At 54.9% G+C, this 24575-nt stretch carries 13 protein-coding genes and 4 pseudogenes; 2 read left to right on the top strand and 15 right to left on the bottom strand.

Annotation, left to right across the window (positions count from 1 at the left end; all coding sequences use genetic code 11):
* Positions 1 to 29: 29 nt before the first annotated feature.
* The 8 genes and pseudogenes from HUW35_RS13720 to HUW35_RS13695 all read right to left on the bottom strand — a co-directional run bounded on the left by HUW35_RS13720 (position 30) and on the right by HUW35_RS13695 (position 9442).
* Positions 30 to 1217, bottom strand: coding sequence for a heparan-alpha-glucosaminide N-acetyltransferase domain-containing protein (locus HUW35_RS13720; protein WP_219932573.1), 1188 nt, complete (start codon positions 1215 to 1217; stop codon positions 30 to 32).
* Positions 1218 to 1219: 2 nt separating this feature from the next.
* Positions 1220 to 1693 carry a hypothetical protein gene (locus HUW35_RS19010; RefSeq protein ID WP_370464621.1) on the bottom strand — a complete coding sequence of 158 codons (474 nt, stop codon included), beginning with the start codon at positions 1691 to 1693 and terminating at the stop codon, positions 1220 to 1222.
* A pseudogene (locus HUW35_RS19005) lies at positions 1679 to 2248 on the bottom strand (exo-beta-N-acetylmuramidase NamZ domain-containing protein); the annotation flags it as partial. The pseudogene HUW35_RS19005 and the gene HUW35_RS19010, both read right to left, overlap by 15 nt.
* A 108-nt stretch (positions 2249 to 2356) precedes the next feature.
* Positions 2357 to 2941: pseudogene (locus tag HUW35_RS19000) on the bottom strand (M15 family metallopeptidase); the annotation flags it as partial.
* A 143-nt stretch (positions 2942 to 3084) separates the two neighbouring features.
* Positions 3085 to 5127 carry an aminotransferase class I/II-fold pyridoxal phosphate-dependent enzyme gene (locus tag HUW35_RS13710; RefSeq protein WP_181252833.1) on the bottom strand — a complete coding sequence of 681 codons (2043 nt, stop codon included), beginning with the start codon at positions 5125 to 5127 and terminating at the stop codon, positions 3085 to 3087.
* Between the two features lie 57 nt (positions 5128 to 5184).
* Positions 5185 to 6579, bottom strand: a complete 1395-nt coding sequence (locus HUW35_RS13705) for a Na+/H+ antiporter NhaC family protein (protein ID WP_181252832.1) — start codon at positions 6577 to 6579, stop codon at positions 5185 to 5187.
* 151 nt (positions 6580 to 6730) lie between these two features.
* Positions 6731 to 7648, bottom strand: coding sequence for an LD-carboxypeptidase (locus tag HUW35_RS13700; RefSeq protein ID WP_255463306.1), 918 nt, complete (start codon positions 7646 to 7648; stop codon positions 6731 to 6733).
* 201 nt (positions 7649 to 7849) lie between these two features.
* Positions 7850 to 9442 (bottom strand): serine hydrolase, encoded by a 1593-nt coding sequence (locus HUW35_RS13695; RefSeq protein WP_181252830.1) that lies wholly within the window; start codon positions 9440 to 9442, stop codon positions 7850 to 7852.
* Between the two features lie 265 nt (positions 9443 to 9707).
* On the opposite strand from HUW35_RS13695, the gene HUW35_RS13690 reads away from it, so the two are divergent.
* Positions 9708 to 11135, top strand: a complete 1428-nt coding sequence (locus HUW35_RS13690; RefSeq protein WP_255463305.1) for a transglutaminase-like domain-containing protein — start codon at positions 9708 to 9710, stop codon at positions 11133 to 11135.
* Positions 11136 to 11245: 110 nt separating this feature from the next.
* Here the strand turns inward: HUW35_RS13690 and HUW35_RS13685 are convergent, their stop codons facing one another.
* The 6 genes and pseudogenes from HUW35_RS13685 to HUW35_RS13665 form a co-directional block, all read right to left on the bottom strand.
* Positions 11246 to 12031, bottom strand: a complete 786-nt coding sequence (locus HUW35_RS13685; protein ID WP_181252829.1) for a MurR/RpiR family transcriptional regulator — start codon at positions 12029 to 12031, stop codon at positions 11246 to 11248.
* Positions 12032 to 12064: 33 nt separating this feature from the next.
* Positions 12065 to 13159 (bottom strand): dipeptide epimerase, encoded by a 1095-nt coding sequence (locus tag HUW35_RS13680; RefSeq protein ID WP_181252828.1) that lies wholly within the window; start codon positions 13157 to 13159, stop codon positions 12065 to 12067.
* Between the two features lie 11 nt (positions 13160 to 13170).
* Positions 13171 to 13578 (bottom strand): annotated as a pseudogene (locus HUW35_RS18995) (NlpC/P60 family protein); the annotation flags it as partial.
* 378 nt (positions 13579 to 13956) lie between these two features.
* A pseudogene (locus HUW35_RS18990) lies at positions 13957 to 14115 on the bottom strand (SH3 domain-containing protein); the annotation flags it as partial.
* Positions 14116 to 14853: 738 nt separating this feature from the next.
* Positions 14854 to 17889 carry a carboxypeptidase-like regulatory domain-containing protein gene (locus HUW35_RS13670; protein WP_181252826.1) on the bottom strand — a complete coding sequence of 1012 codons (3036 nt, stop codon included), beginning with the start codon at positions 17887 to 17889 and terminating at the stop codon, positions 14854 to 14856.
* 430 nt (positions 17890 to 18319) lie between these two features.
* The gene (locus HUW35_RS13665; RefSeq protein WP_255463303.1) at positions 18320 to 19894 is read right to left on the bottom strand and encodes a tryptophan halogenase family protein; all 1575 of its coding nucleotides are present in this window, start codon (positions 19892 to 19894) and stop codon (positions 18320 to 18322) included.
* A 109-nt stretch (positions 19895 to 20003) separates the two neighbouring features.
* On the opposite strand from HUW35_RS13665, the gene HUW35_RS13660 reads away from it, so the two are divergent.
* Entirely contained in the window at positions 20004 to 21587 is a 1584-nt protein-coding gene (locus HUW35_RS13660; RefSeq protein ID WP_181252825.1) for a tryptophan halogenase family protein, read from the top strand.
* A 66-nt stretch (positions 21588 to 21653) separates the two neighbouring features.
* On the opposite strand, the gene HUW35_RS13655 is transcribed toward HUW35_RS13660, so the two are convergent.
* Positions 21654 to 24341 (bottom strand): TonB-dependent receptor, encoded by a 2688-nt coding sequence (locus HUW35_RS13655; RefSeq protein ID WP_181252824.1) that lies wholly within the window; start codon positions 24339 to 24341, stop codon positions 21654 to 21656.
* Positions 24342 to 24575: the final 234 nt, after the last annotated feature.

Raw genomic sequence — 24575 nt, 5'->3', positions numbered from 1 at the left:
AGCGAACTACAGCACCGAAACATCGCCGCTCACACTTTCCAGATAATACGGCGACGGTACATCTGCCACATCACCAGATAAAATAGCGCCAGATTGGACACTGCAAATGCCAGCGAACCGCCGTAGCTACCAAATAATGGCTGGAACACAGTATGGAACAGCCAGCCTTTTAGTGTGGTATCCCCCACCGGTAACATGATCAACAACCGCCCCATCACACCCGCGAGCATAAACAGGGCAATGGCATTGACACCGAACACCAGCAGTGGCGCCAGCGCGCGACGGCGTTCGCGGATATCCACCAGATAATAGAGCCCGGACAGCAGTAGTGTGGACACACCGGCAGTTACCAGCACAAAGCTCGGCGACCAGAGTGCCTTGTTGATAGGCACAAGCGGATTCAATAACTGCCCCACTATCAGCATAGCGGCGCCGCCAAGTCCCCAGACTCGACACAGTCGCAGCTGCGATGCGCTGTCCACTCCCGTTTGCTTCCAGGCAAGGCCAGCCAGCACCCCCAGCAGACAGGTGGAAGCTGCTGCAAAGGTGGTCAGCACACCCTCGGGATCAAACGGGAAAGGCTCGGCACTGCGGTAATACACATGCTCAGCTCCGAGAAGCCACTGGTCCAGCCAGGCAGAAAAATGATTGCCGAATGCCAGTTGCCCCTGAAAGGTTTCTCCGGCGGCATTCTGGTAGGGCAAAAACAGCATCATTAGCCACGGCAGCAGACTGCAGAGAACTGTCGCGACAATCAGGCCTGACGTCGAAAGCCAGCGCACCAGGTAACAGCAAACAATGTAAACCAGTGCGATGCGCTGCAATACCCCCATCCAACGGATACCCTCCAACCGATCCTGTACCCAGCTGTATGAGTCATCGCGGAAATTGTAGAAAAACACCGCCAGGAACAGCCCCAGAGCAAACAGCTTGAGTGCCCTGCTCCACTGCGCCCAACCAACCGCAGGGAATGACCTGCTGCGACCGCAGGAAAGCACCATAGACAATCCGACTACGAACAGGAACAGAGGGAAAATTACATCGGTCGGTGTCCACCCATGCCATTCCGCATGGGCCATAGGCGCATAGACGTAGGACCAGCTGCCCGGGTTATTGACCAGAACCATGGCGGCAATGGCCAGCCCCCGCAGCAGGTCAACGGACATCAGGCGACCGCTGGGTAACTGCTGCAAAATATCGTCAATGTGCCGCTGCACAGTCATTGCTCCGGATACAGCAGGTAAGACTGCCGCTGTTTGCGAAAGGCAGCGAGATCCGCCTGCCAGGAGGCACGAATCTGTTTAGCACTGGTACCGTCCATGACGGCCTTGCGCAGCTGGTCTGTGCCGGCGAGCTTGTCAAAAAAACTGGCGCGAGAGAAAAATGCTTCGGGAGACTCTCCCGTGCGCCGGGACCAGGAGAGCAACGGTTGCAGCGAAAAGCGCACACGGGAATCCGCATTGCGTAAATCATCTCCCGTCAACAGGATCCCCTTATGTTTGGGATTCTCGCTGGCACCGGCAACAGGTATCGGGGTAAATGTAAAGGTGCCCTGATGATCACCCGGATGACCCAGCACCTGGAACGGAAATTCAGTTCCGCGTCCCACACTCACCGTAGTGCCCTCGAAGAGCCCCAGAGAGGGGTACAAGCGGATGGACAAATCATTGGGCAGATTCGGCGATGGACGCACCGGCAGGCTGTAAGCCATGCTCTTGCGGTAGTTCGCCACCGGAATCACCGTCAGCGCACATTGCGCACCGCCATCCAGCCAGCCCTCCCCATTGATCATTTGCGCCAGTTCACCCACGGTCATGCCGTGTATCAGCGGGATGGGGTGCATGCCCACAAAACTCTGAAAAGGTTTTTCCAGCAGGGGACCATCGATGTAGTCCCCATTCGGATTAGGCCGGTCCAGTACCATCAGCGGAACCTGATGATCAGCGCAGGCCTGCATCAGGTAGTGCAATGAGCTGATGTAGGTGTAAAAGCGTACACCCACGTCCTGGATATCAAATACCAGCCAATCCAGCTCCGTCAGGTTCTCCTCGCTGGGTGCGTAATTGCCACCATAGAGGGAGACGATAGGCAATCCACTCGGGCCGTCGATACCATCATCTACCTTGCCACCGTTTTCCACATTGCCGCGCACACCGTGTTCCAGTGCGAAAATTTTCTGCAAGCCGACCTGACGCTGGCGTAGAAAATCAATCAGGTGCGACTCGCCCACCCGAGAAGTCTGGTTTACCACCAGCCCCACTTTCTGATCGCGCAGCAGGGGCAGGTAGAGGTCGGCTTGCTCTGCGCCGGTGCGCAACGCCGAAGCACCGGTATCGCCATCCTCCAGCGAGGCGTGAGCCACCGGCACATCAAAATAGGTGTCGGGATAAGGCTCGGGCTTGTAGGTGTAGTGCCACCACTCCTGGGTATAGTTGACAAACCCCGCCGCCCCCATGACCTCGCGCAGGTGCAGCCGATTCGCGCGTGCGGTGGCATCCTTCAACGGATATTCCGTCGCCGAACGTTCATCCATAAAATCGAACCCGGTCCCCATCTCCAGCGCCTCGCCGGTATCGATACGGTAGAGGGTCAAATCCACAGTGGCACCGCGGCTATGCCCGGAGCGTTCAGCGATATAGCCCCGCTCGAACATCTCGGATTTTTTCTCCCGTGGATAGAAATCCGCTTTGGTGCTGTGATCTTCCGGCGCGGCGGCCCAGCGTACAAAGTGATTGACGGCCTGCTGCGGGCGGTAGCAGTCGAACAGTTCGAGACCCAGCCCTTCTTCTGCCAGCCGGTGAGCCACTTTTTCCAGCGCGTGGGCGGCTGCGGGTGCCAACAGACACAGGTTATCCCGGTACCCATCCAGCGGCTCTCCCACCAGATTATTTGTCGTCGCGTAGCGCATGGCGACCTTGATATTGCCACCGCGTACCGCCACAAACCCCGGATTGGTCGAAGTGGTTACACTGGCCGTCTCCGCCCGGCGACTTTCGCCCTGTGAATAAAACGTGCTGAGCGTGACACCACCAATGACCAGTATGGCGGCCAGGGCGATAAGCCCCCCCTGCTTCCAAACCTTCCTCATACTGCCTCCCGCGATGTCCCTGCAGCTGGCGACCGGGCATCGTTCAATGTGCATAGTTGCTGATATTCCACCGTCGCCAAAGCGGCTTCTCGCGCGGTCAACACACGCAGGGCCGGAGATCCATCGATACGGCGCAGGCCATGCATTTCCAGGTCCGCGCGTTCACTGGTGAAAGCGATGATCGCATCGAGAATTTCTGCGGTAACCTCCTGGCCGGGCACCAGTAGAGGGATACCCGGGGGATATGGAACCACCTCGTCGCAAGCGACACGACCAATCAGCGCAGCGCGGCCACCGCCTTCCCAGGCAAGTTTCTCCCCTCGGGCAAAATACGCGGTGCGCGGCAGGGCAACGATCTCACTGAGCTCGGGCAGGGTCTGTCCGCGAACTGGAGCTTCATCGTTACCCGCGGCAGAAACTCTGCGCCCCCCTGCTTTGCAAGCGTCGTCCGATAACTGGCGCAAGGCTTGCTTCAAACGCAGCACCTTACTCTCCGTGGTGCCGATAGTGACCAGAAAAGACAGCGTGTTGTGGGTGTTCTTCTCGACCTGAATGCCGAATTCGGTAAATAAAGCTGCCTGTGCGTCCGGTGCGCTGAGACCCGATTGGCCCACATCAATGGTGACTTTGGTCGGGTCGAGACGAATGCCGTCTTTTGCCAGTCTGGGGCCACAGAGATCTTCCGCGTCGAGGCTGCGGAAAACCGTATTCTGATCGACAAACTGGCGTATTTCTTCGGCAAATCCCAGGGTGCGATCCAGTACCTGGTAGCCCTCAATACTCATCTGCTTGCGGGCCACATCCAGGCTGGCAATCATGCCGTACTGCGGGCTGGTAGAAGTGTGCATATTGATATCTTCGCGGAATCCGGCCGCGTCAAATTCTTCCCGTTCCTCTCCATCCCGCGATAATTGCCACTCGAAATTTCCCACATGAATCATGCTCGCCTGAGAAAATGCCGAGAGCATCTTGTGCGTAGACTGGGTAACAAAATCGGCCCCACACTCCAGCGCCGTCGGGCGCAGGGCCGGGTGAAACCGACCATGGGCATACCAGGCTTCATCAATCAGGACAAACAGGCCCGCCGCGTGGGCGTATTCGATAATCGGGCGCAGATCGTAGCGCAGTCCATCATAGGTACATGATGTAAGGACCAGCAGACGAGCACCGGGGTTGGCGTCAATCGCACTGAAAATTTCACGCTGTGGCACCGGGCCGTAAACGCCATAATGCTGATTGACCGCAGACTCCAGGTAGACGGGCAGCGCACCACTCATGATCATCGCGTGATGCACGGACTTGTGGCAATTGCGATCCACGATGACACGGTCGCCGTGGCGCAGGAGGTGCTGCAGGACGATCTTGTTCGAAGTGGAGGTGCCGTTGGTAACAAAGTAACTCTGGTGCGCACCAAAAGCCTTGGCTGTAAGCTGCTGGGCCTGACGAATCACACTGATGGGATCCATCAAGGAGTCCAGCATTTTCACGCTCACGGACAGGTCGGTATTGAAGATATGCTCGCCCATAAAGCGATAGAAATCGGCAATCCAGGGGCTGGTACTGAGGCTATCGCCACTGGAATGCCCGGGAGTGTGCCAGGAATCTCGCGCCGCATACACATACTCACGCAATGCATCGGCAAAAGGGGTTGCGATGCGCTCCAGCAAAATTCGGCGCAAGGTACGATACACAACACCGTAATTGGATTCAGCCCGGGAAATCACACATTCAAAGCCAGCGCCTGAGGCTTCGTCGGCACCGGTCAGTAGTACACGATCAATCTCCGCCCGCTGCGCGTGCACCCGTGCCAGGGTAGCCTTTAGATCGGCTTCGCCGAGCCCCTTATCATCCACCACCAGAATTTGCACAGCGCCGCGTGCGAGCGCTGAATCCAGCCCTTCCTCGCTAGTGCGTGTGAATACCAGTGCAATGGGTGCGTCCGAATCGTGCTCGGCGAGCGGTGTCAATTCGTCTATCCAGCGCGCGGCAAATTCCTTGTCATCCGTAAACAGCACTATTTCACAAGGGCTCTTCTTCATGTCGTTTTACCCTGGTTGCAACCCTTGTTTCTCACTCAAAATACTTCCTGTTTCGCTTTACAGCATCAGATAACCGAGCGCGATAAACCCGAATGCGCTCACCACACCAGCACGCAGCGCATAAGGTATCTGCGTGCGTACGTGTTCGATATGCTCAGTACCGGCCGCCAGCGATGACACGATGGTGGTATCGGAAATCGGCGAACTGTGATCGCCAAAGATGCCACCAGACAACACCGCGGCGACGAACAAAGCGGGTTCCGCACCCAGCGCACTAGCCACGGGAATGGCGATGGGCAACATAATGGAGAAAGTCCCCCAGCTGGAACCCACGGAAAACGCAATTACCCCGGACACCAGGAAAATGACTACCGGCAGCAACGCCAGGGGAATCGAATCCCCCACTAGCCCCGCGACATACTGCCCGGTGCCGAGGGTCTTGGAGATAGCGCCGAGCGCAAGTGCCAGCACCAGAATGATCGCCAGCGGCAACATGCGCCCGGCGCCCTCCATCCAGGTATGGCTGAGTTCATCCAGCGACATGCTGCGCTGCACAATCACCATCACAGACACAGTGGTGAGTGCTGCAAGCGATGCCCAGAGTACGGATGTGGAGCCAGAGCCCTCAAAAATCTTGCCATCACCGGTGATCCACAGGCTTAGCGGCATCGCGAGAATCAATACCATGACCGGCAACAACATATTCATCGCACGGGGTTTGATATGGCTCTTCTCACCAGTACTCGCACTGATATCGATGCCGTCCAGTTCACCGCCGCTGGTACGGGCCTGCACCTGAGCCATCGGTCCCGGATTGTAATCACGGGAGATCGTGTAGGCTGTAAGCGCGACAGCGGCAATCGCGTACAGGTTTAAGGGGATACTCGCCAGCAGAACTTTTAACGGGTCCTCCACACCGAGCCCATCCAAAAGCCCGAGATTAAACGCACCCCAGGCGTTCAGGGGAATCAACATGCACACAGGCGCTGACGTGGAATCAATAATGTACGCGAGCTTCTCACGGGCAATCCGGAACCGATCAAACAGCGGACGCGAAACGGTACCTGCCACCAGCACCGTAATATTGGACTCGATGAAGATGACAATGCCGACCAGCCATGCCATCCACTGAGCCCGCTTGCCATTAGTGACCCAGCGGCTGCGCTCCAGGAATCGCACAAAGCCGCTGACCGCCCCACAGCGTTCCAATGTGATGATGAATGCACCGATCACAAGGGTGAACATCACTACCCGCGCATCACCGGGATTGGCCAGAACCGCTAACACACCATCCAGCGCCTGCGCCAGGGAGGCAAAAAAACCATCGTGATTCAGCAGAAAGAACCCTAACCAGATACCGGCGAACAGCGCCAGGTAAACCTGGCGGGTTAACAGCGCCAGGCCAATGGCGATAAAAGGAGGTAAAAGCGTGAGCCAGGAGAGTTCAGTCATAAGTAGTACTGCTATTGTTATATTTTTGATCGGGCAGCGATTTGTGATCCACAATTTGCCACATGCTACCAGCTGGGCACCGATGAGAAATGGTGGTAGTTATCGCCGAAACCGATAGCTGCCACCTTACAGACTTGCGCTTCCTTCGCAACTAGCTGACTACGGCATCCCGCAATACCAGCGTACCAGCGTCACCATCCAGTTCGGCCATCGCCCCCACGGGCACCGTGGTCTGGTCTTCCACATGTCCTATCATCAAGCCACGCACTACCGGCACGCCGAGTTCCGCCGTACGTTCGCGCAGCACGTGCTCCATACTGAACGTATTGCCGCTGGTTTCCGCATCGGTGAACTTGCCAAAGACTATCCCCGCAACCTGTTGCAATTTCCCGGCGAGCCAGAGCTGGGTGAGCATACGGTCCACACGATACGGGGCTTCGCCGACGTCCTCCAGAAACAGTATTTTACCGCGATAATCCGGCTCAAAGGGTGTACCCACCAGGCTCGCCATCAGCGACAGATTGCCGCCGATCAGACGGCCGCGGGCGCGGCCGCCGGAAAAGCGGGTAATTCGATTGCGTTTCTCTACCCGGCCCGGGGCAATCTCGAAGGGCGGTGGAGCGCCCAGTGGTACTGGGCGTTCACCGTGCACTAATACTTTCTGGTACTCGGCCAGGGTGTAATCGGTAAAGTTCTGGGCGGCGATCGGGCCGTGAAAAGTAACCACACCACTTCGGTGGTAGATGGCATTCAGCAACGCCGTAATATCGCTGTAGCCGAGCAAAACTTTCGGATTATTGCGTATCAACTGGTAGTCGAGCATTGGCAGGATACGCGGCGTGCCATAACCACCGCGCAGGCAGAAAACCGCATCCACGTCCGGGTCGGCAAACATGCTGTTAAAATCCTCTGCCCGCGCAGAGTCGGGACCCGCCAGGTACTGAGTGCGGCGATACAGGTGCCGGCCCTCTTTGACTTCAAAGCCCAGCGAGCGCACTACATCACCGGCAAAACGGATATCTTCGTCTTCCCAGGCATTACTGGCCGGGGTCACCAGGCCTACCGTCATACCTTTTTTTAATCGCTTCGGGCGCAGCAGGTCAGTATCTCCGCCGCTGTAGCCAGAGGATTCCAAGGCTTGGGCGCCACTGGCAACACTTGCTGCTGCCCCTAACAGGGGAGCTGACATCAGGGATTGAATTAAAGTACGCCGCCGCATGACAGACTCCTGAAACTGATTAATTTATTGTTTTCGAACACTGTTGTCGCACTAATGGCTGCGGGCAGTCTCTACCTGTACGGCCTCGGCCACCTTTTCAAAGCGCAGATCGTGAAAATCGTAACTGAAATCGGTACCGCGCGACTTCGCTTGCATGGTAAGCAGTAAAACGCCGGCTTCGCTGCGGTCAGCAATCATCCATGCATCCGCATTCAGACTGCGGTCGTCCCAGTGCAGCGCCCAGACGCCGTCACTGGCGGCCGTCAGTGTCCCGGTCAGCCGGGGCGATTTGAGTGCACGCCAGCGCAGCTTTCCGTTTTCCTGAGTGATACCGACATCCCCAAACCACGGGTCCCGATAGAGTCCGGCCAGCTCTTCCTTTGCGACCGAGGTATACCCAACAGGCGCGACCAGTTCTTCCGGTTCCACTGCCTCTGCGGGGGTGCCGTAAAGGTCCTGAAAATAGGCCAGCCAATCCCGCTCAGGCGCCCCCAGATAGGGCTTCAGCAGGCCATAAATCAACGCCTGGCGCGCAGCGCCCGCGCTGCGGTTCATCAGCACGACTATTGCCAGATCCTCTTCCGGCACCATGGCCGCCCAGGCGTACATGCCGGACAGGGAACCGGTGTGATGGATCACTTTTTTTCCGTGCATGTCCTGCACTCGCCACCCCAGGGCATAAGCATAGAAATGCCCTCCATCACGCTCCGCGCGCTGGCTGGAAAACGGCATCAGGGTTTCCGGGCGCCACAAGCGATCACGGGTTTGCTCCGTGAATAGACGCTCGCCACTTTCCAGTTCACCACCATTCAACAAGACCCGCAGCCAGGTCAGCATATCGCCGGCGCTGCAGTGCATACCGCCAGCCGCCGCCAGCACAATAGGTTCATAGCCGGCCAGGTTGGGGGTATCCACCACCACGCCAATATCTTCCAGTCGATGGGGATCGGCAAGATTGTCGCGGGCATCGGCCGGCACCGGTCCGGCATAGCAACTTTCCAGCCCCAAGGGAGCAAGCAGACGCTGCTGAATAAAATCCTCATAGGACATGCCGGAAATTTCTGCGATCAGTTCACCGGCCACGATATACAGCAAGTTGTCATAGGCGTAGTCGGCGCGAAAACCGCGGGTAACGGGGAGGTGCGCCAATCCATTCATCACGTCAGCGCGCGTGTAAGCATTGGGTTGCGGCCACAGCATCAGATCGCCGGCCCCGGGGCCCAAACCGGAACGATGGGTCAGCAGATCCACCACACGAAATTCATTGCTGATCCAGGAATCTCCGAGACGAAATTGTGGGAGGTAGTCGACCACACGCCCTTCCCACTCCAGCTTGCCCTCTTCCACCAACAGCCCGAGAGCCGCAGTGGTAAACGCTTTGGTGGTGGACGCCAGCTTGAACAGGGTCTGCCCATCGACCGCTTTCGGGCTATCCACATTGGTAACACCAAATCCACGCAGCAGCACAGGTTCGCCCTTGTGCCAGATCGCCACTGCAGCACCGGGCACCTGCTCCTGCTCGAGTACGCGTTCTATATAGGCTTCGGGGTCGTGTTGATCCCAAGGCTCTGGCTGGCAACCTGCGCCCAGTACCATGCCCAGCATGCAGGAAATACGGACGGCAGTTGCAGTGAAGTGGTTCATGTGGCCAGAGTCTCCATAAATGTGCGCGGATTGCGGAATGCGCTCTTGACGCGGCAAACGCATCAGAATAATTTATCAATCATGGATTTTTAAGTAAATAATAAATTATTCCGAATCGACGGAAGTGCCAAACCGATACCGTGTCGGCTCGCAATCAATGGAGTGCACCTTGACCCGAAAAAATGCCTACCGCACAAACCGACCAAGCCGCCCGTACCTGACTGCAACAATGCTGGCGAGCGCCCTTTTTGCCGCGCAGCTATCAATGGCACAGCAGTCCATGGCGCAGCAAAGCAATATCGCCGCAATACAGGCTCAGATTGATCAGGGCCATTACCGGCAGGCCAAACTGGACATCAACGCAATGCAGCAAAAGGAACCGCAAACTCCAGACAGCACCGCACTCGCCTTTGAAGCTGAGCGCATGCGCCGCATCGAGATGGAATTCACCATCCCGCCAGAGCAATTGCTGGCTTCTGTGCAGCGCTACATTCCCGACGCCACAGAAAACGATATAAAACACTGGAACGACGCCGGATTACTGGAATACAAAACCATTGACGGCAAGCGACGCTATTTCAATAAAGCGGCCTATAACCTGGTTCACATTTCAGATGAAGCCGCAGCACGCACCGCGGACTACCGACGCTTCACAGACCGGGCTCCGCTATACCAGCTGCACGCGCATCATGCCGCGGTCATCGACGCACACGGTGACGGCGATGCGCCCCTGCGCCAGCGCCTTGCCATCACCTATACCCTCACCGTGGACGCAGATAGCGTTCCCGACGGCGAAACCGTGCGGGCCTGGCTCCCCTTTCCGCAAGAACTACCCGGGCGCCAGGAAAATATCGCACTATTGAATAGCACCCCGACAGATTTCACTCTGGCGCCGGTGGACACACCGCAACGCACTATCTATTTCGAACAGACTGCCCGCGCGGGCACACCAACCCGGTTTTCCGTGGAATACGCATTTGACAGCCTGTCACGATATTTCAATATTGACCCAGCAAAAACTGCGCCAGTGGATCGCGCCCAAGAAACTCGCGAAAGGATCGCGCCGTTTCTTGCAGAGCGAACCCCACATATCCAGTTCACTCCCGAGCTTCGCGCACTGTCTAACCGCATTGTCGGCGATGAGACCAACCCCTATCGCATTGCCCAGAAGCTCTTTGCCTACGTCGACGAGATCCCCTGGGCCGGCGCCCGGGAATATTCCACCATTCGCAATATCAGCCAGTACGCCGCCCAAGCGGGCCACGCGGACTGCGGTCAGCAGACGCTTTTGTTGATCACCCTGATGCGCATGAATGGCATTCCCGCCCGCTGGCAGTCCGGCTGGGAGTTTTCTCCCGCGAGCTTCGACACCATGCATGACTGGGGCGAATTTTATCTGGCCCCTTACGGATGGATGCCGATGGACGTCACCCACGGCCTGCTGGACAGCGAAAATGAAGCAGAGCGCTGGTTCTACCTGGGCGGGCTGGACAGTTACCGGCTGATCTTCAATACCGACTACAGCCGCCCCCTGGTGCCGGCAAAACAACACTTCCGCTCGGAAACCGTCGATAGCCAGCGCGGTGAAGTAGAGTGGCGCGGTGGTAACCTGTACTTTGATCAATGGGATTACGAGATGCAGTGGGAGCCGGTGGCAAGCAGCGGAGATAAACCGCAAATTGCCGGGGAATAGCACCACACGAATGGATGCATGCAAAAAACAAAAGGCCACCCGGCATCACCCGGTGGCCTTTTTCTGCCAGACTAACGCCTGAAGCTAATCCCGTTTTTCAAGGAAATATCTTACTGCGGGCTTTCCAGAAGCCCGCTCACCAATGCCTCAATCACGTGCAGTTGTGCGGAACGGAACAACAGGCGCTGTAGTGCTTCTTCATCTTCCGAGGGCACTACATACAACCGAATATCCGAATGGATGCTGGCCGCATTGTAGTTATAGCGAGTCAGGCTCAACACCTTGACACCATGCTCCCGCGCGCGATTCGCCACCTCTACCAGCGATTCCTCACCACCAAAATCACACAAAATACACAACAGGTCTTCGTCGCGCAGCGAATCGGCAATACGATGCTGCAATTGTCCACCTTCATCGAACACCGCCCAGCAGCCGAGCTCAAGCAGTTGGTGGGTCAGGTAACGCGCGACCGATACCGATCCGGGGCAAGCGGAAATCTGTATACAGCGAGCTTGCCGGATTGCGTTGATCGCTGCAGCCAGCTGCTCCGTCTCGTTGATACTGACGGTATTCTCCAGCACCTCGAGCTTCTTTTGCCCAAGGGTACTGAGCGGGCTATCGGACTGCGCAAAATGCCTGGCTTTTTCCTCATCTGCCGCCATACCGGCACCAGCGTAGGATTCGTATACCGCCAGCTTCAGGCTCGGATAGCCTCGATAACCCAGCTTCTGAGAGAACTTGACCACACTGGACTGGCTGACGCCCACGGCATCCGCTAATTGGGAAGATGAGTAGTCACGCAATAACTGCGTATTATCCAGAATAAAGTCCGCGAGCTTGCGCTCATTAACCGACATCTGGTCGCGCATCGCGCGCATTTTCAAAAGACAGGTCATGGGGTGCGTTATCACTCCGCGTCACGCTGGCCATCAGGCCAGCAGCTGCAAGCCCTCGATTTTTTCAATACCGAGTCCCGGGGTTTCATTCAGAATGATATCCGCATCCTTGTAGGACGCGCCACCGACCACGGGGTCAAATTTGCACAGGGACGGCACATCCAGATCCAATTTGGACACTACCGGCGCCTTGGCGGCCGCCACATGTGCCGCTGCAGAAACACCGATGCTCGTCTCCAGCATGCAACCCACCATACATTCCACGTCGTGCAGATCCGCGATATCGGCGATTTTCAGTGCATTGGAAATGCCGCCGGTCTTCATCAATTTGATATTGATAATGTCTGCTGCCCGCTGGTCAATGACTTTCATCACTTCCTGCGGACCGAAAACGCTTTCATCCGCCATAATCGGCGTCCTGACACGCTCTGCGATATAGCGCATCCCCTCAAGATTGTTCGCCTTGACCGGCTGCTCCACGAGCTCAAGCAGCACCCCCGCCTCTTCCAGGCCACGAATGGCGAGCACCGCCTGCTTCGGGCTCCAGCCTTGGTTCGCATCCAGGCGCAGCAATGCGCGCCCTTTTACCGCCGCGTAGACGGCCCTGATCCGCTCAATATCCAGGCCAATATCTTTACCGACCTTGAGCTTCAGAATCTCGAAGCCTCTCTCCACCGCACTTTCCGCATCAGCGACCATCTTCTCGATATAGTCGACACTGATGGTGATATCGGTGGTCAGGCTGTTTTCACCACCGCCGAGAATTCGGTAGAGGGGTGTTTTATAGCTCTGCGCAAACAGGTCAAACAAGGCAATTTCCACTGCCGCCTTGGCGCTGGTGTTATTGATCATCGCCCCCTGAATCTGGCGAGTAAGGCGGTTCAGGTCTGCCACGTCGCGCCCCAACAGCAATGGGGTAAACACCGTGCGCACGGCCTCGATCACCGAGCCGTGGGTATCACCGGTAATCACCGCGGTAGCCGGGGCATTGCCGTAACCGACATGCCCCGTATCGGTCTCCAGCATCACCACCACATCCTCTACCGCATCTACGGTTCTCAATGCAGTTTTGAACGGGGTTACCAGAGGAACCCGCAGCATGCCCAGCTTTACGTCTACGATTTTCATGGCAGCACCAATTAGATAATGGTTTTTATGGCATAGATGCCATCGATATAGCTTTTTTCTTTGCTGAGCCGCATTGGGCTAAGCGGTGTAATGGAAACGCCAGAAAGCGTGCCCCGATACAGAGATTCGTCACTCTGGTAATAGCTGAGCCCGGTAACGTCATGGATCACGTAAGGCTCACCATCGACCTCACCGATATACATCATGACGTGCCCGGGAATGTAAATCAGATCCCCGACCTGAAGCGCAGAAAGCGCCTCTGCTCGTGCTGCGTGGTCTTCCGGCGCAAACCGCTTGGTCGGTGCGAAGTCACTTTTGCCCTGCTGCCCCGAATTCCGCGGCATCAGGATGCCGAAGGATTTATACACCTCGCCCACAAACCCGGTGCAATCACGCCCGTTATAATCGTGCCCCCAGCCATAACGCTCACCGAGGAACTTGAATGCCTGCTGGAGCACAAGTGACGGGCGATACTCAAGCATCCCGGGAGTAACGTCCTGGCCGCGCCCTATCAAAGTGGGCTCGAACTCCAGCTCCCCCTCGGCATTGCGCACCGGCAATGCCACGATGTAGCTGGCCTGCGGGTTCTGACCATTCACGTTATGCCCCACATCCGCCGCGCTCATCAACGGCAGCGACACCCCCATATCCAGAACAACTTCGGAGGTACGGCGATCTACCGGGTTGTAATTGGTTCTTACCTGCGACCCGGTGACCGTCAATCTCGGAGAGGATTTGTACCACTGGTCAATTTCGCTGCGCTCACCTACCGCCACTGCACGCTTTGGCAGCCAGGCTGCATAGTGATAGTTCAAAGCAAACCACCACTCACCGTCAGTGCTTTCATGCAAAATGGCGAGGCGCTGGCCGGGAAACACACCCGTTTCCTGGAAACGGTCCAGATCATAGTCTTGCGGGTGCTTCACGACCCGCGTGTCCGTCGGGTAGCTGCGCATACTTGCGCGCTCAACGACCACTCCCCAGCGGACAGCTACCTCTTCGGCCAGAGCGGACCGCTGCACTTTCGCTTCGAACCCCGCATAGTCGCTGTCGGAAAGCTGACGCCCGTCGGTAAAGTAACGCGGTGAAGAGGCCGGACGGCTCACCTGGTCGATCAACGCAAGAACGTCCGCTTGCGTCATGGTGTCCGCTAAGCGGTCGAGATGATGGAGATACTGATCTGTGGAAAGGTTTTTCTGATTGAATGCCTGAATCTCAGCAGGCTGCATACGGCGAACATCCGATTGGATGCGTCGCGTCCAAAACTCCAACCCTAACATTTCTTCACGTAGGCCCGGGACGTCTGTCTGGAAGGTGGATGACTGCGTTGCAATCGCCCGGACGTCATTTTTTTCGGTAGAAGCGACCAACCCTTCATCATGCGCGCTTCCACACGACACGACTGTGATACACAGTATTGTCGCAATCCAGGTACGAGAGCGGCGCTTCAGATCTGGTAAAAAACCCAATGCATAATCCATATCTAGACAAGATCAGTTATTTTATTTGGCACCCGCATATCTTACTGCAAACCCATAGCCAAAAACGAATAAATTATTCAAAAAATAACTATAAAAATAATTTTCTAGTTTCTCCCGGATTTTCTCCACACTTGAGAGCCATTGACAAAAAAGCCCCGGCAAAGCCGGGGCAAGTTTCAGACTATCAGGAGACTATGAGAAAACTTCTACCAATTAAAAGTCCACACCGAAAGACAACTGAAGACGACGAGAATCAAAGAAGCTCTGCGCCTCACCAAAGTCGTCCGCACGCAGACGCTGCTCAATGTTAAAGCCTGTCTGACGATCAAACACATTGAACAAATCAGCACGGAAATTAAGGGTGTAATCATTGAACACATCAAAGCTCTGCGTGTAGTTCAGATCCAGCTGCCAGTGAGAATCGGAGCGTCGCACACCGGCCTTCTCACCGTAGGCGCCCGTATCGTTACCCAGAGTCGGCGAGTAACCATACACGGTGCCATCCTGAATCTGCCAAGGCTGGCCAGACTGATAGATCAGGTAGGCGCCAACATTCGCCTGCCAATCGGTCGTATAGTAACCGAATGCCTTGAAAATATGCGGCCGGTCACCGCTCAACGTTCCCTCGCGGTTATCCCAGATATTCAGGGTTTCCCAGTCCATCAGATTGGAAGACCCAATGAAGATAGCCTGGTCATTGTTAACCGTCGTGTTGTCCTGGTCGAAGTTACCGGAGTAGCGGCTACGCACGTAGGATGCATTAAGATAAGTGCGATCTCCGTACCACTCAGCTTCCAGACTGGCTTCCCAGTACTTGGTGTAAGCCCCATCGATCTGGGCGATCACATACGAAGAAGTTGAAGGCAGCTCCTCACGGATACGACCCATCTCTTCAGCGCTGTACGCGTAAAACTCCTGACTGGCAACACTATCCGGAATCCGGTCAGGGTCATTAAAGTACCAGCCAGAAGGCGTGTAATAAGGCGTATCCTCCCAGAAGTTATCGTTTTCACGGTAACGGACATGCGCTCGCAGATTCAACCCTTCCATCACGTTGCGCGTTGTACCAATGGTGATTTCATCCATGTAACGCGGATCCATATCCTTTTCGAACATCTTACCGCTGGATCCAGCCGCCGGCTGATACGCGAGGGCATTGCCGCTTTCATCAAAGTAGACATTCAGGTCACGGCGAGTATTACGCGCCCAGGACGCCGCGCGAGCCAACGAGCTGGCGGAGGGGTTGTAACGTGCGTAGTTTGCAAAAACTGTATCCTCAGCATCGTTATAGCGCCAGGTCACGCCCAGACGCGGCTGAATCATGTCTTTCCAGTCTACACGGTACATCTCGTACTTATTGCCGAAATCCTCAACGAAGCCGGAAAAATTATTCGCTTCGCGTAAACCCTCTCCATACAGGATATCTTCACTGATCAGGAAGCCGACGTTAAAGGTAAAATCGTTCCAGTCAATTTTGTCATTTACTTCGAAGTTATAAGACTCGGTAAATGAGTTAATCGGCGACACCGGGTTGCCATCAAGGCCCAGGCTCATCTGCTGAATTCGGGCAGAGTAATAGACCTGCTGGGACAAATCAGCATTGCTTACAAAGTTATCAGGATCCAGAGAAAGGCTATCAAGTGTATCCAGCCCCCCATTTACACGGACAACACCCCAGCCATTGGACAGGCGTGAAAGCTCTTCCTCACCTTCCTCCCACATGAAACCGGCATGGAGCTCATGCGTGGTACCGCCCCACTCCAGAGTATGATCCAATGCCATCTCAAAAGCCTTGCGGTAGTAACCCGCTGCTTCTACCTGGGAGTAGGCGCCAACTCCACCGCCGCCGGTAATCTCTCCCTCATCATTCAAATAACCGTATTGATCAACAATCGGCTGAATGAAATCATTGTAAGCATCTTCACCATCAACAAAACCCGGAACAACGACGTATCCCATATCTCCCAGGTTAGATACATCGAGTCCTCCCGCCAGACTGGGCTGAACGCCAAGCATACGGTCGGCCCGCTCACCACCTTCAGTAGCAAAACTGGTGTACTGTGCGGTGAAAACGGTGCTGTCATTAATTACCCAGGATCCATCCAGAGTGAAAACTTCCAGCTCTTTGAATTCACCCCGTGACACATCATTGGATTCGTTCCATCCAATAGCGGCACCCTGATCGATACGCTCGGAGGTCCGATAGCTACCATTCAGCAGGATGTCATCGGTCACCGCCCAAGTCAGCTTGCCAAAGTATTCATCACGCTCACTGGAGTAGTCTTTTACATCGCCGTAAGTAGTCTCTTTATTTTCACGGTCGGATCGAGGACCGAAGTAGGAACCGTAAAAGAACAACTGGTCCTCAATGAGGGGACCGCTGGCATAAATCGTAGTCCAGCTGTTATCGGTCTCCGCTTTTACGCCATCCCGGTTTTCCTCAACAAAGCCCTTCGGCATGATTTTGTGTTCAAAACCCGCCTGGAATTCATTGGTACCGGACTTGGACTTAGAGTCCACGGAGAAGCCACCGGATCGGTTAAATCCGACTGCATTGGCACCACCACGCTCAACCGACACCATTTCAATATCGTGGTTGGACGGCTCAGCATCCAGGGTACCGAACATTGGCAGGGTGATATTTACACCGTCGAATGCATAAACATTATCCTGACCACTACCACCGGCGCTCGCACCACGCACGCTATTCTGGTGAAACTGCACTCCAGGAATGAGCTTCATCATATCCCGGTAGTTGTTCCCTGTTGGTACGCCCTTAACAACATCGGCCCCCAAAGCATTAGAAAGAGTCGCTTCGCCGCCAACCTGAATCAATTGTCCGGTAACCTCTACTTCTTCCAAGTTAGCGTCTTGGACGTCAGGCGCCATCACCACGGAGACATTCGAGCGCTGATCCAACAGAACCCGGGTTTTAACTGTCCGTGTAATACCATCTTCCGTGGTCAATGTCAGAGTGTAAGTACCGGGAATCAATGCCGGCATTCTGAAATCACCACCTTCGCCTGTTTGCACGGTTCTGCTCTTCGGCATTACCGGGCTGGTTGCGGTAATGGTTACACCGGCCGCTTCGACATTTTCATCGAGATAGACCGTGCCCTCGATACTTCCGGATTGCTGAGCAGCAACAGACATGGAAAACAACACGCCTGCTACAGCGGCCGCAGAACGTGTGAGTGTTGTTGAGGTTGCTGTCTGGAGCGAGGAGCTCAATTTCGTTTTCTGGAACATGGATGGCCTCCCAGGCATTTATTGTGTTTGTCCCCATAGGGAAAGAGTTGATCACTATTCTCAACTTCCCATCAGCGCCGGCGTAGTGCGTAGTTATTGGTTCTCAGTCAGTAGCATCTATCGGTCAAACCGATAAAATATATCTTTAGCACTCAACGCAAGGAATAAGATATTCCAAGGCCATTCTGCGAAAAAAATTCTCTCTGTGCGAGAAGAAAATCATAAAAAATTCAACGAAATTTCTTCAAATAGACCGAAAGACAGCTTAGGCAGCTAGTGTAGGCATGTGAATCAACAGCCGGGGAACTGAATCGGGAACCCAGCATGGTTAAAGATTGCTCAAAAGGAATAATTTAGTAGACGCTACCGCAGCTCACGGTAATGAATTAGGCGCCACCTAGTGGGAGCAGTCAGGCAAGACGGGGAATATTCAGTTCGCGGCAAGACGCTCCAGATAGCGACGATGTGATTCAAAACGGGCCACATTGCCGCCGCAGAATGACTGGACATCGCGGAGCAATTGTTGGGACTCAAGGCCACCACCGACGGCACCGCCCTTCGGAAACCGTCCCATTCCCGCGAGCAGGCAATACCAGCTCGCATGCGAGTAGATCTTATCGGCACCTGCCTGCTTTAGATACTCAACAAAGTCATCTCCGCGATCCCAGCAGTCCACCAGCCTCTGTAACCGTTCGGGCACGGCAATGTCGTGGCGCGCGGCACGCCAGTACTCCGTATCATTCCGTGTATTCAGGAAATAGTGCGCAACAACATAGTCCAGCACACCGTCGAACATTGTATTGATGTTGTGATTGAACGCACTGCGCTGATTCTCGCCCGATGTGTGCGGATTAACAGGATCGAACGCCAGAGAAAATCGCTCGATGGTGAACTGAACGAGCATCAGGGCTGTCGCCTCGAGCGGCTCGATAAATCCCTGTGACAGTCCAACACCCAGGCAATTTGAGGACCAGTGCTGCTCTATGCGGCCTACCTGCATTTTCAGGTGTCGACACGAAATACCATCAGGTGCGCCGGTTCGCTTACGCAACTCCTGTTCGGCCGTTTCCGGACTTATAAAGGCATCGCCGTAGACATAACCAAAGCCGGTGCGGCTTTGCAGAGGAATGTTCCACATCCAGCCGTGAGTTAATGCCTCAGATACGGTTTCTGATTTCAGGGATACCTGACTGTCTCCCGGCATCTGCAGGGCGACGGCAGCGTTGTTGAGTAGCGTCTTTTCATACGAAGAGAACTGATACTCAGGCAGTTCTGACAACAAACTGCTGCGAAAGCCTGTGCAGTCGATAAAAAAGTCAGCGGCGATAGCTTCGCCGCTCGCTGTCGTCAAACTGTCAATCACTACATCACCCTGCCCTCGTTCGCGCAGCCTGACCCGATCGATGGTGACCTGACGATACCTAACACCAGCCTGCATCGCCTTGGACTTCAAAAACCTGCCGAGAAGTCCCGCATCAAAGTGATAAGCGTAATCCAGCTCAAAGGGTAGTGGGCGCTTGGGAATTGGCGCCATGCCGGCAGACGACAGATAAGGCGCATGGAAAAAATGATCCGGCTGTGCGTCCACCAGTATGCCTCGACGACGCATATCAGCCTGTAAAAAAAACTCCGCACCGGTTTCACGATCGAGGGGGGAATAGAACGGGTGATAGTAGGCAGCATACCCCGGGGTCGTAGACCAACCCGGAAACCGGATTCCACACTTGTAGGTTGCGTCACAGGCCGGCATCCACTCGCTTTCAGGAATATCGAGCGCGCGGAACAAGGACTTGAGATAGGGAGTACTTCCCTCCCCGACCCCGATGGTGCCAATCTCAGTGGATTCCACCAGAGAAATGTTGACCGGAAAGTCTCGCCACCGATGCGCCAGCAGATTCGCTGCCATCCACCCGGCGGTTCCACCGCCGGCAATCAGTACGGAAAAATTTTTCCCCACAAGATCCCCCTGACACTTCACGTATATTGCTAGCTGGCGCAGTTCCACCACAGATTTTTCAGTGGCAGAATAGAGGCAGTACTACTGCTGAAATAATTCTTATAAATTCATTACACCACCGAATTAGTTTCGCGACAATCCGGTGTAGGGGGCTAAAATGAAACCAATAAAAAAAGTGGTGGTGGTTGGAGGTGGTACTGCCGGTTGGCTGGCCGCCGCCAGCCTGGCCCGTCATCTGTCCCCGCTGAAAAATCAGGAGTACTCTGTAACCCTGGTGGAATCACCGGATACCCCCGCAATTGGTGTGGGTGAAGGAACCTGGCCGACGATACGTAATACACTGAAAAACCTCAGCATCGATGAATTTGAATTTATCCGCTCCTGCGATGCATCATTCAAACAGGGGACACAGTTTGTCAATTGGCATACCGCCAACGTAAATGGCGAAGATTCCAGCTACTATCATTCATTCGAGTTGCCACGCGGAATGTGGCCAACTCCCCCGGGACCTTACTGGCACCACCTGCAGTATCAGCTAGGTCTACCCTATGCGGAGGCTATTTCGCCACAGCCCGCAGCATGTCAAAAACATCTCGCCCCAAAATCACTGAAAACCCCGCAGTACGAAGCGATTCTTAATTACGCCTACCACCTTGACGCCGGAAAATTTGCGACTTTCCTGAGGAATCACGCCTGTGAAAAATTGGGAGTAACGCACCTGCTGGCACATGTGCAGTCCGCACAGTTATCTGAGTCGGGATTCATTGACTCCATCATAACCAGGGAAGGCAACAGTATTTGCGGGGACTTGTTTATCGACTGCAGCGGATTTACCAGTCTGCTTCTTGACCAGACCTATCAGATCCCCTTTCACGGCGTAAGCGATACCCTGCTTGTCAACAAAGCAGTCGCGATGCAGGTCCCCTATGCCGACGCCGAGGGACCGATCAACAGCCCTACCCTCTCGACCGCACAATCGGCAGGCTGGATCTGGGATATCGGCCTGCAAAGTAGACGTGGTACTGGCTATGTTTACAGCGCCAATCACACGACCGCGGATGAAGCGGAGAATACGCTGCGCAATTATGCCCGCGCGACATTCAATCAGTCACAAGCCACACCTGCTCAACCTGACATTGTCGATCAACTTGAGGCACGCCATATTGATCTGCGCCTGGGCTTTAGGGAAAAAGTGTTCCACAAAAACTGTGTAGGCATGGGGCTCTCCGCAGCATTTCTAGAGCCGCTCGAGGCAAGTGCCATATTCCTTATCGAGGCATCGTGCAACATGCTTACGGAGCTGTTTCCACAGCATTTGGGACAGCTGTCAGCATTGGAAAAAAAATATAATGCTGTTTTCAACGAACGCTGGCATCGCGTTGTCGACTTTATCAAGCTGCATTACTACCTATCCCGCAGGAGAGACAGCGATTTCTGGCTGGACAATACTGAGGTGTCCTCCCTCCCCGATACGCTAAAAGCCCAGCTGGCATTCTGGAAACACTACCCCCCAAGCAGGTTCGATATGCCGAGTTCCCTGGAGCCGTTTGTCCGGGAAAGCTATGAGTTCATCCTGTACGGGATGGAGTATCACTCGGACTATCAATGGAACGCAGGCCAGCTACCTCACCTGGAAGAGGCACGGCGTAACTTTCAGCGCATCCATCAGCTGAGCAGCGAGATATCCGATGTGCTGCCCACCAACCGGGCACTCCTCCAGCGAATACAGAATTATCGCTAGAAAAAATAAAAAGAAACCGGCCTCTGGCCGGTTTCTTTTTAGCTAGCCGTAAAGTGCGATTGGCGCTTAGAATTTAACCGCCGCATTCACGAACCAGCGGGTACCGCCATCATTGATCAGCTGGAACAGACCATCCCAGGAATCCTGGGCATTTTTGGTGCGGTACAGCTCACCCGTCAGATTGACACCCTGCAAGCTCAGGGTCACGTTTTCAGTTACCTCAGCAGAGAAGGCAACGTCCACGGAAGTGTAGGCCTCAGTTTCAGAAGCAGTGCCAATACGGAATCCGTTAAAGAACTCACCGCGATGGTTTGCCATCAGACGTGCGCTGTAACGGTCATTTTCCCAGTAGGTGGTCACGTTCCACATGTCTTCTGAGTTACCCGGCAGATTCAGACCATCCTGACCATTGTTGTCTACAACTTCTGCGTCAGTGAAGGTGTAGTTGGTGGTCACGCCGAAGCCGTAGCCCAGTTCCGCCTGAAGCTGAAGCTCGATACCCTGCAGGTTTGCCTCGCCACCATTACGGGTACGAGAGATATCCAGGTCAGCGGTAAAGAAGTCACCAGTGTCTTCATCGATAATTTCATGCGTCTCGATCTCGGAAATCGAGAACAGGAAAGAGTCGATATCTTTACGGAAGTAGGTAGCACTGGCGAGCGCACCTTCCGCAAAATACCACTCGATACCGAGATCAAACTGGGTTGCCAGCCAAGGCTCCAGGTAGGGGTTACCCGCAGAACCGGTGCGCGTGGTGCTGTTATAGCTGAAAGTGTTGCGCAGATCCTGATAGTTGGGGAGAGACATCACACGCGCCGCGGCACCGCGCACCAACAGGTCTTCATTGATTTCATAGGTGACGTTCAGGCTGGGCAGGAACTCACTGTAATCATTATTGGTAGGCACACGCAGCGCGTCTGCCTGGTTCGCCACAGACTCGAGGTCGTAATCGACATAGCGCACGCCGAAGTTACCGGCAAACTTGTCATACTCAAACTCGGCCATACCATAAATCGCGAATTTCTGCTCGTTGATCTGATAGAAGTCCGCCAGGCTTTCACGCTGCAGGGTGTTAGACGGGGTCAGATCCGCTGAGAGGCTGCGAATGCCATCCAGATCCAGAGTTGGCAGACAGGTCAGGGTGTTGCTCTTCGCGGTTTCCTGATACTGGCCACATCCGGTGTTTACCGGTAGATCCGCATAGGTGGCGGTACCGGTAGCGAGGCTGGCCGGGATATCCACGGTGAAATTATGCAGGGAACGCTCGTTGGTGCGATCCTGATACTTCAGGCCAGTCTTCACGGAGGTGACAATACCACCATTTTGCATTGGTACCGTCAGATCGAATTGCGCGTAAGTTTCCTCGTCCGCATCCTGAATGTGCGGGTTATTCTCGCGGATACTCAACGGATAGCTGGCGGGGTTACTCGGGTCAAACCCATCGAATTCCACTCCGAGCTTGTTCCCGGTCAGGTCCAGCGTGAGTACCTCATCTCCGGTGAGGCCGGCAGCACCCATGGTCTGGGTATTGATCATGCCGGAGTAACCGATCACGATGATATCGCCCTCAGCTTCGGTGTGGCCCACCTGTACGTGTGCGTCGAACAGCTCGTGGCTGTAGTTCACATCGATATCAAGTGCCTGGGCTTCCGGGTTGGTATTGCGGAAAAATGTATCCGGACCGAACCAGTAGTCGTTGCCGGACTCGCCGGTTACATCACTCAGGTAAGAGTCATGCCTCAGAACGCCCTGACCAGCGGGAAAATCTTCCACAGCGGTTACATTGCGGATATCAGCCGTACGTCCGGGTACTACCAGATAGTTTGAGTTCACGTTGTCCGCAGACAGCGAGAAGTTGAGGTAGTTGGCAGTGATGTCCAGCTGTTCGTTTGGTTGGTACTGGGCGGTAAGATTATATGCCGTACGTTCACGCTGCTGCTGGAAAATAGCGTGTCCTGCCCCCCAGGTGACCTGGTCGAAGTCGCCGGAGCCGTCGGTATCTTTCGCCGCGGCGGCGCTGCCATAGTAGTTTTCCATGGCGTCATAGGTAGTAAAGCGTTCCTGATGACTAGCGCTGATCAATACGCCGAATTTTTCATCGTCGGTTTTCCAGCTGTAAAGCCCGGAAAACGCCGGATCCCAACGCTCCGCATTCTCAGAGTACTGATACTCCATGGAGCCGTGCATGGTATTGGCGTCCATCTCTAGCGGACGGCGAGTCTTGATATTCACCACACCACCGATGGAGCCGTCGGGGAGATCCGCGCGCGGCGACTTGTATACTTCCAGAGAAGAAACCAGCTCTGCGGCCAGCATATCGGAACGGAAGCCGCGGGTTGGGCGGTATCCTTCAAACCATTGCGCGGTCGAAATCGACTGGCCGTTAAGGTAGGTCAAGCTCAATGCCGGATCGAGGCCGCGGATACTCACACCGTCTGCTTCACCAAAGCGGCGTTCAATGCCAACGCCGGGAATACGCATCAGCGCATCACCGATGTTTTTATCGGGGAACTTGCCAATATCTTCGGCATTGATGCTGTCCATCACGACAGTGGCATAGCGCTTTACATTGACGCTCTTTTCCAATGCGGCACGAAAGCCGACGACCTGAATCTCTTCGAGAGACGCTACTTCATCTTTCTTCTCTTCCTGCTTTTCGGCTTCTTGCGCAAATGCCAGCGGCGCTGTAACGCCTGCCAGTGCCAATGCAACACCGTGTGCGAGCAGGTTCTTACGGAAGTTATTGGATTTCATAGTATTTTCCGTTTTATCGTTTGTTGGATTTTGCTTATCAGCTTCCCTTCGCCCAACCTGACCAAACTGACATCGCTGTCATTTTTATCCAAGAAAGGCCCAGATACCTCACATCCAATGGCCTTCCATTCCGGAAAGCGCGCCACAAGACTACTTAGAAAATTCCAAAAAAACCACACAATTGGAATTTTTTATTTGTAGAATACCCAAAGCAAGCAGCAACATGACGCACAA

Source organism: Microbulbifer sp. YPW1 (genome assembly GCF_013367775.1).
Classification (GTDB): domain Bacteria; phylum Pseudomonadota; class Gammaproteobacteria; order Pseudomonadales; family Cellvibrionaceae; genus Microbulbifer.
Note: the sequence above shows the minus strand (reverse complement) of the source record. Positions and strands in the feature narration are given on the sequence as shown.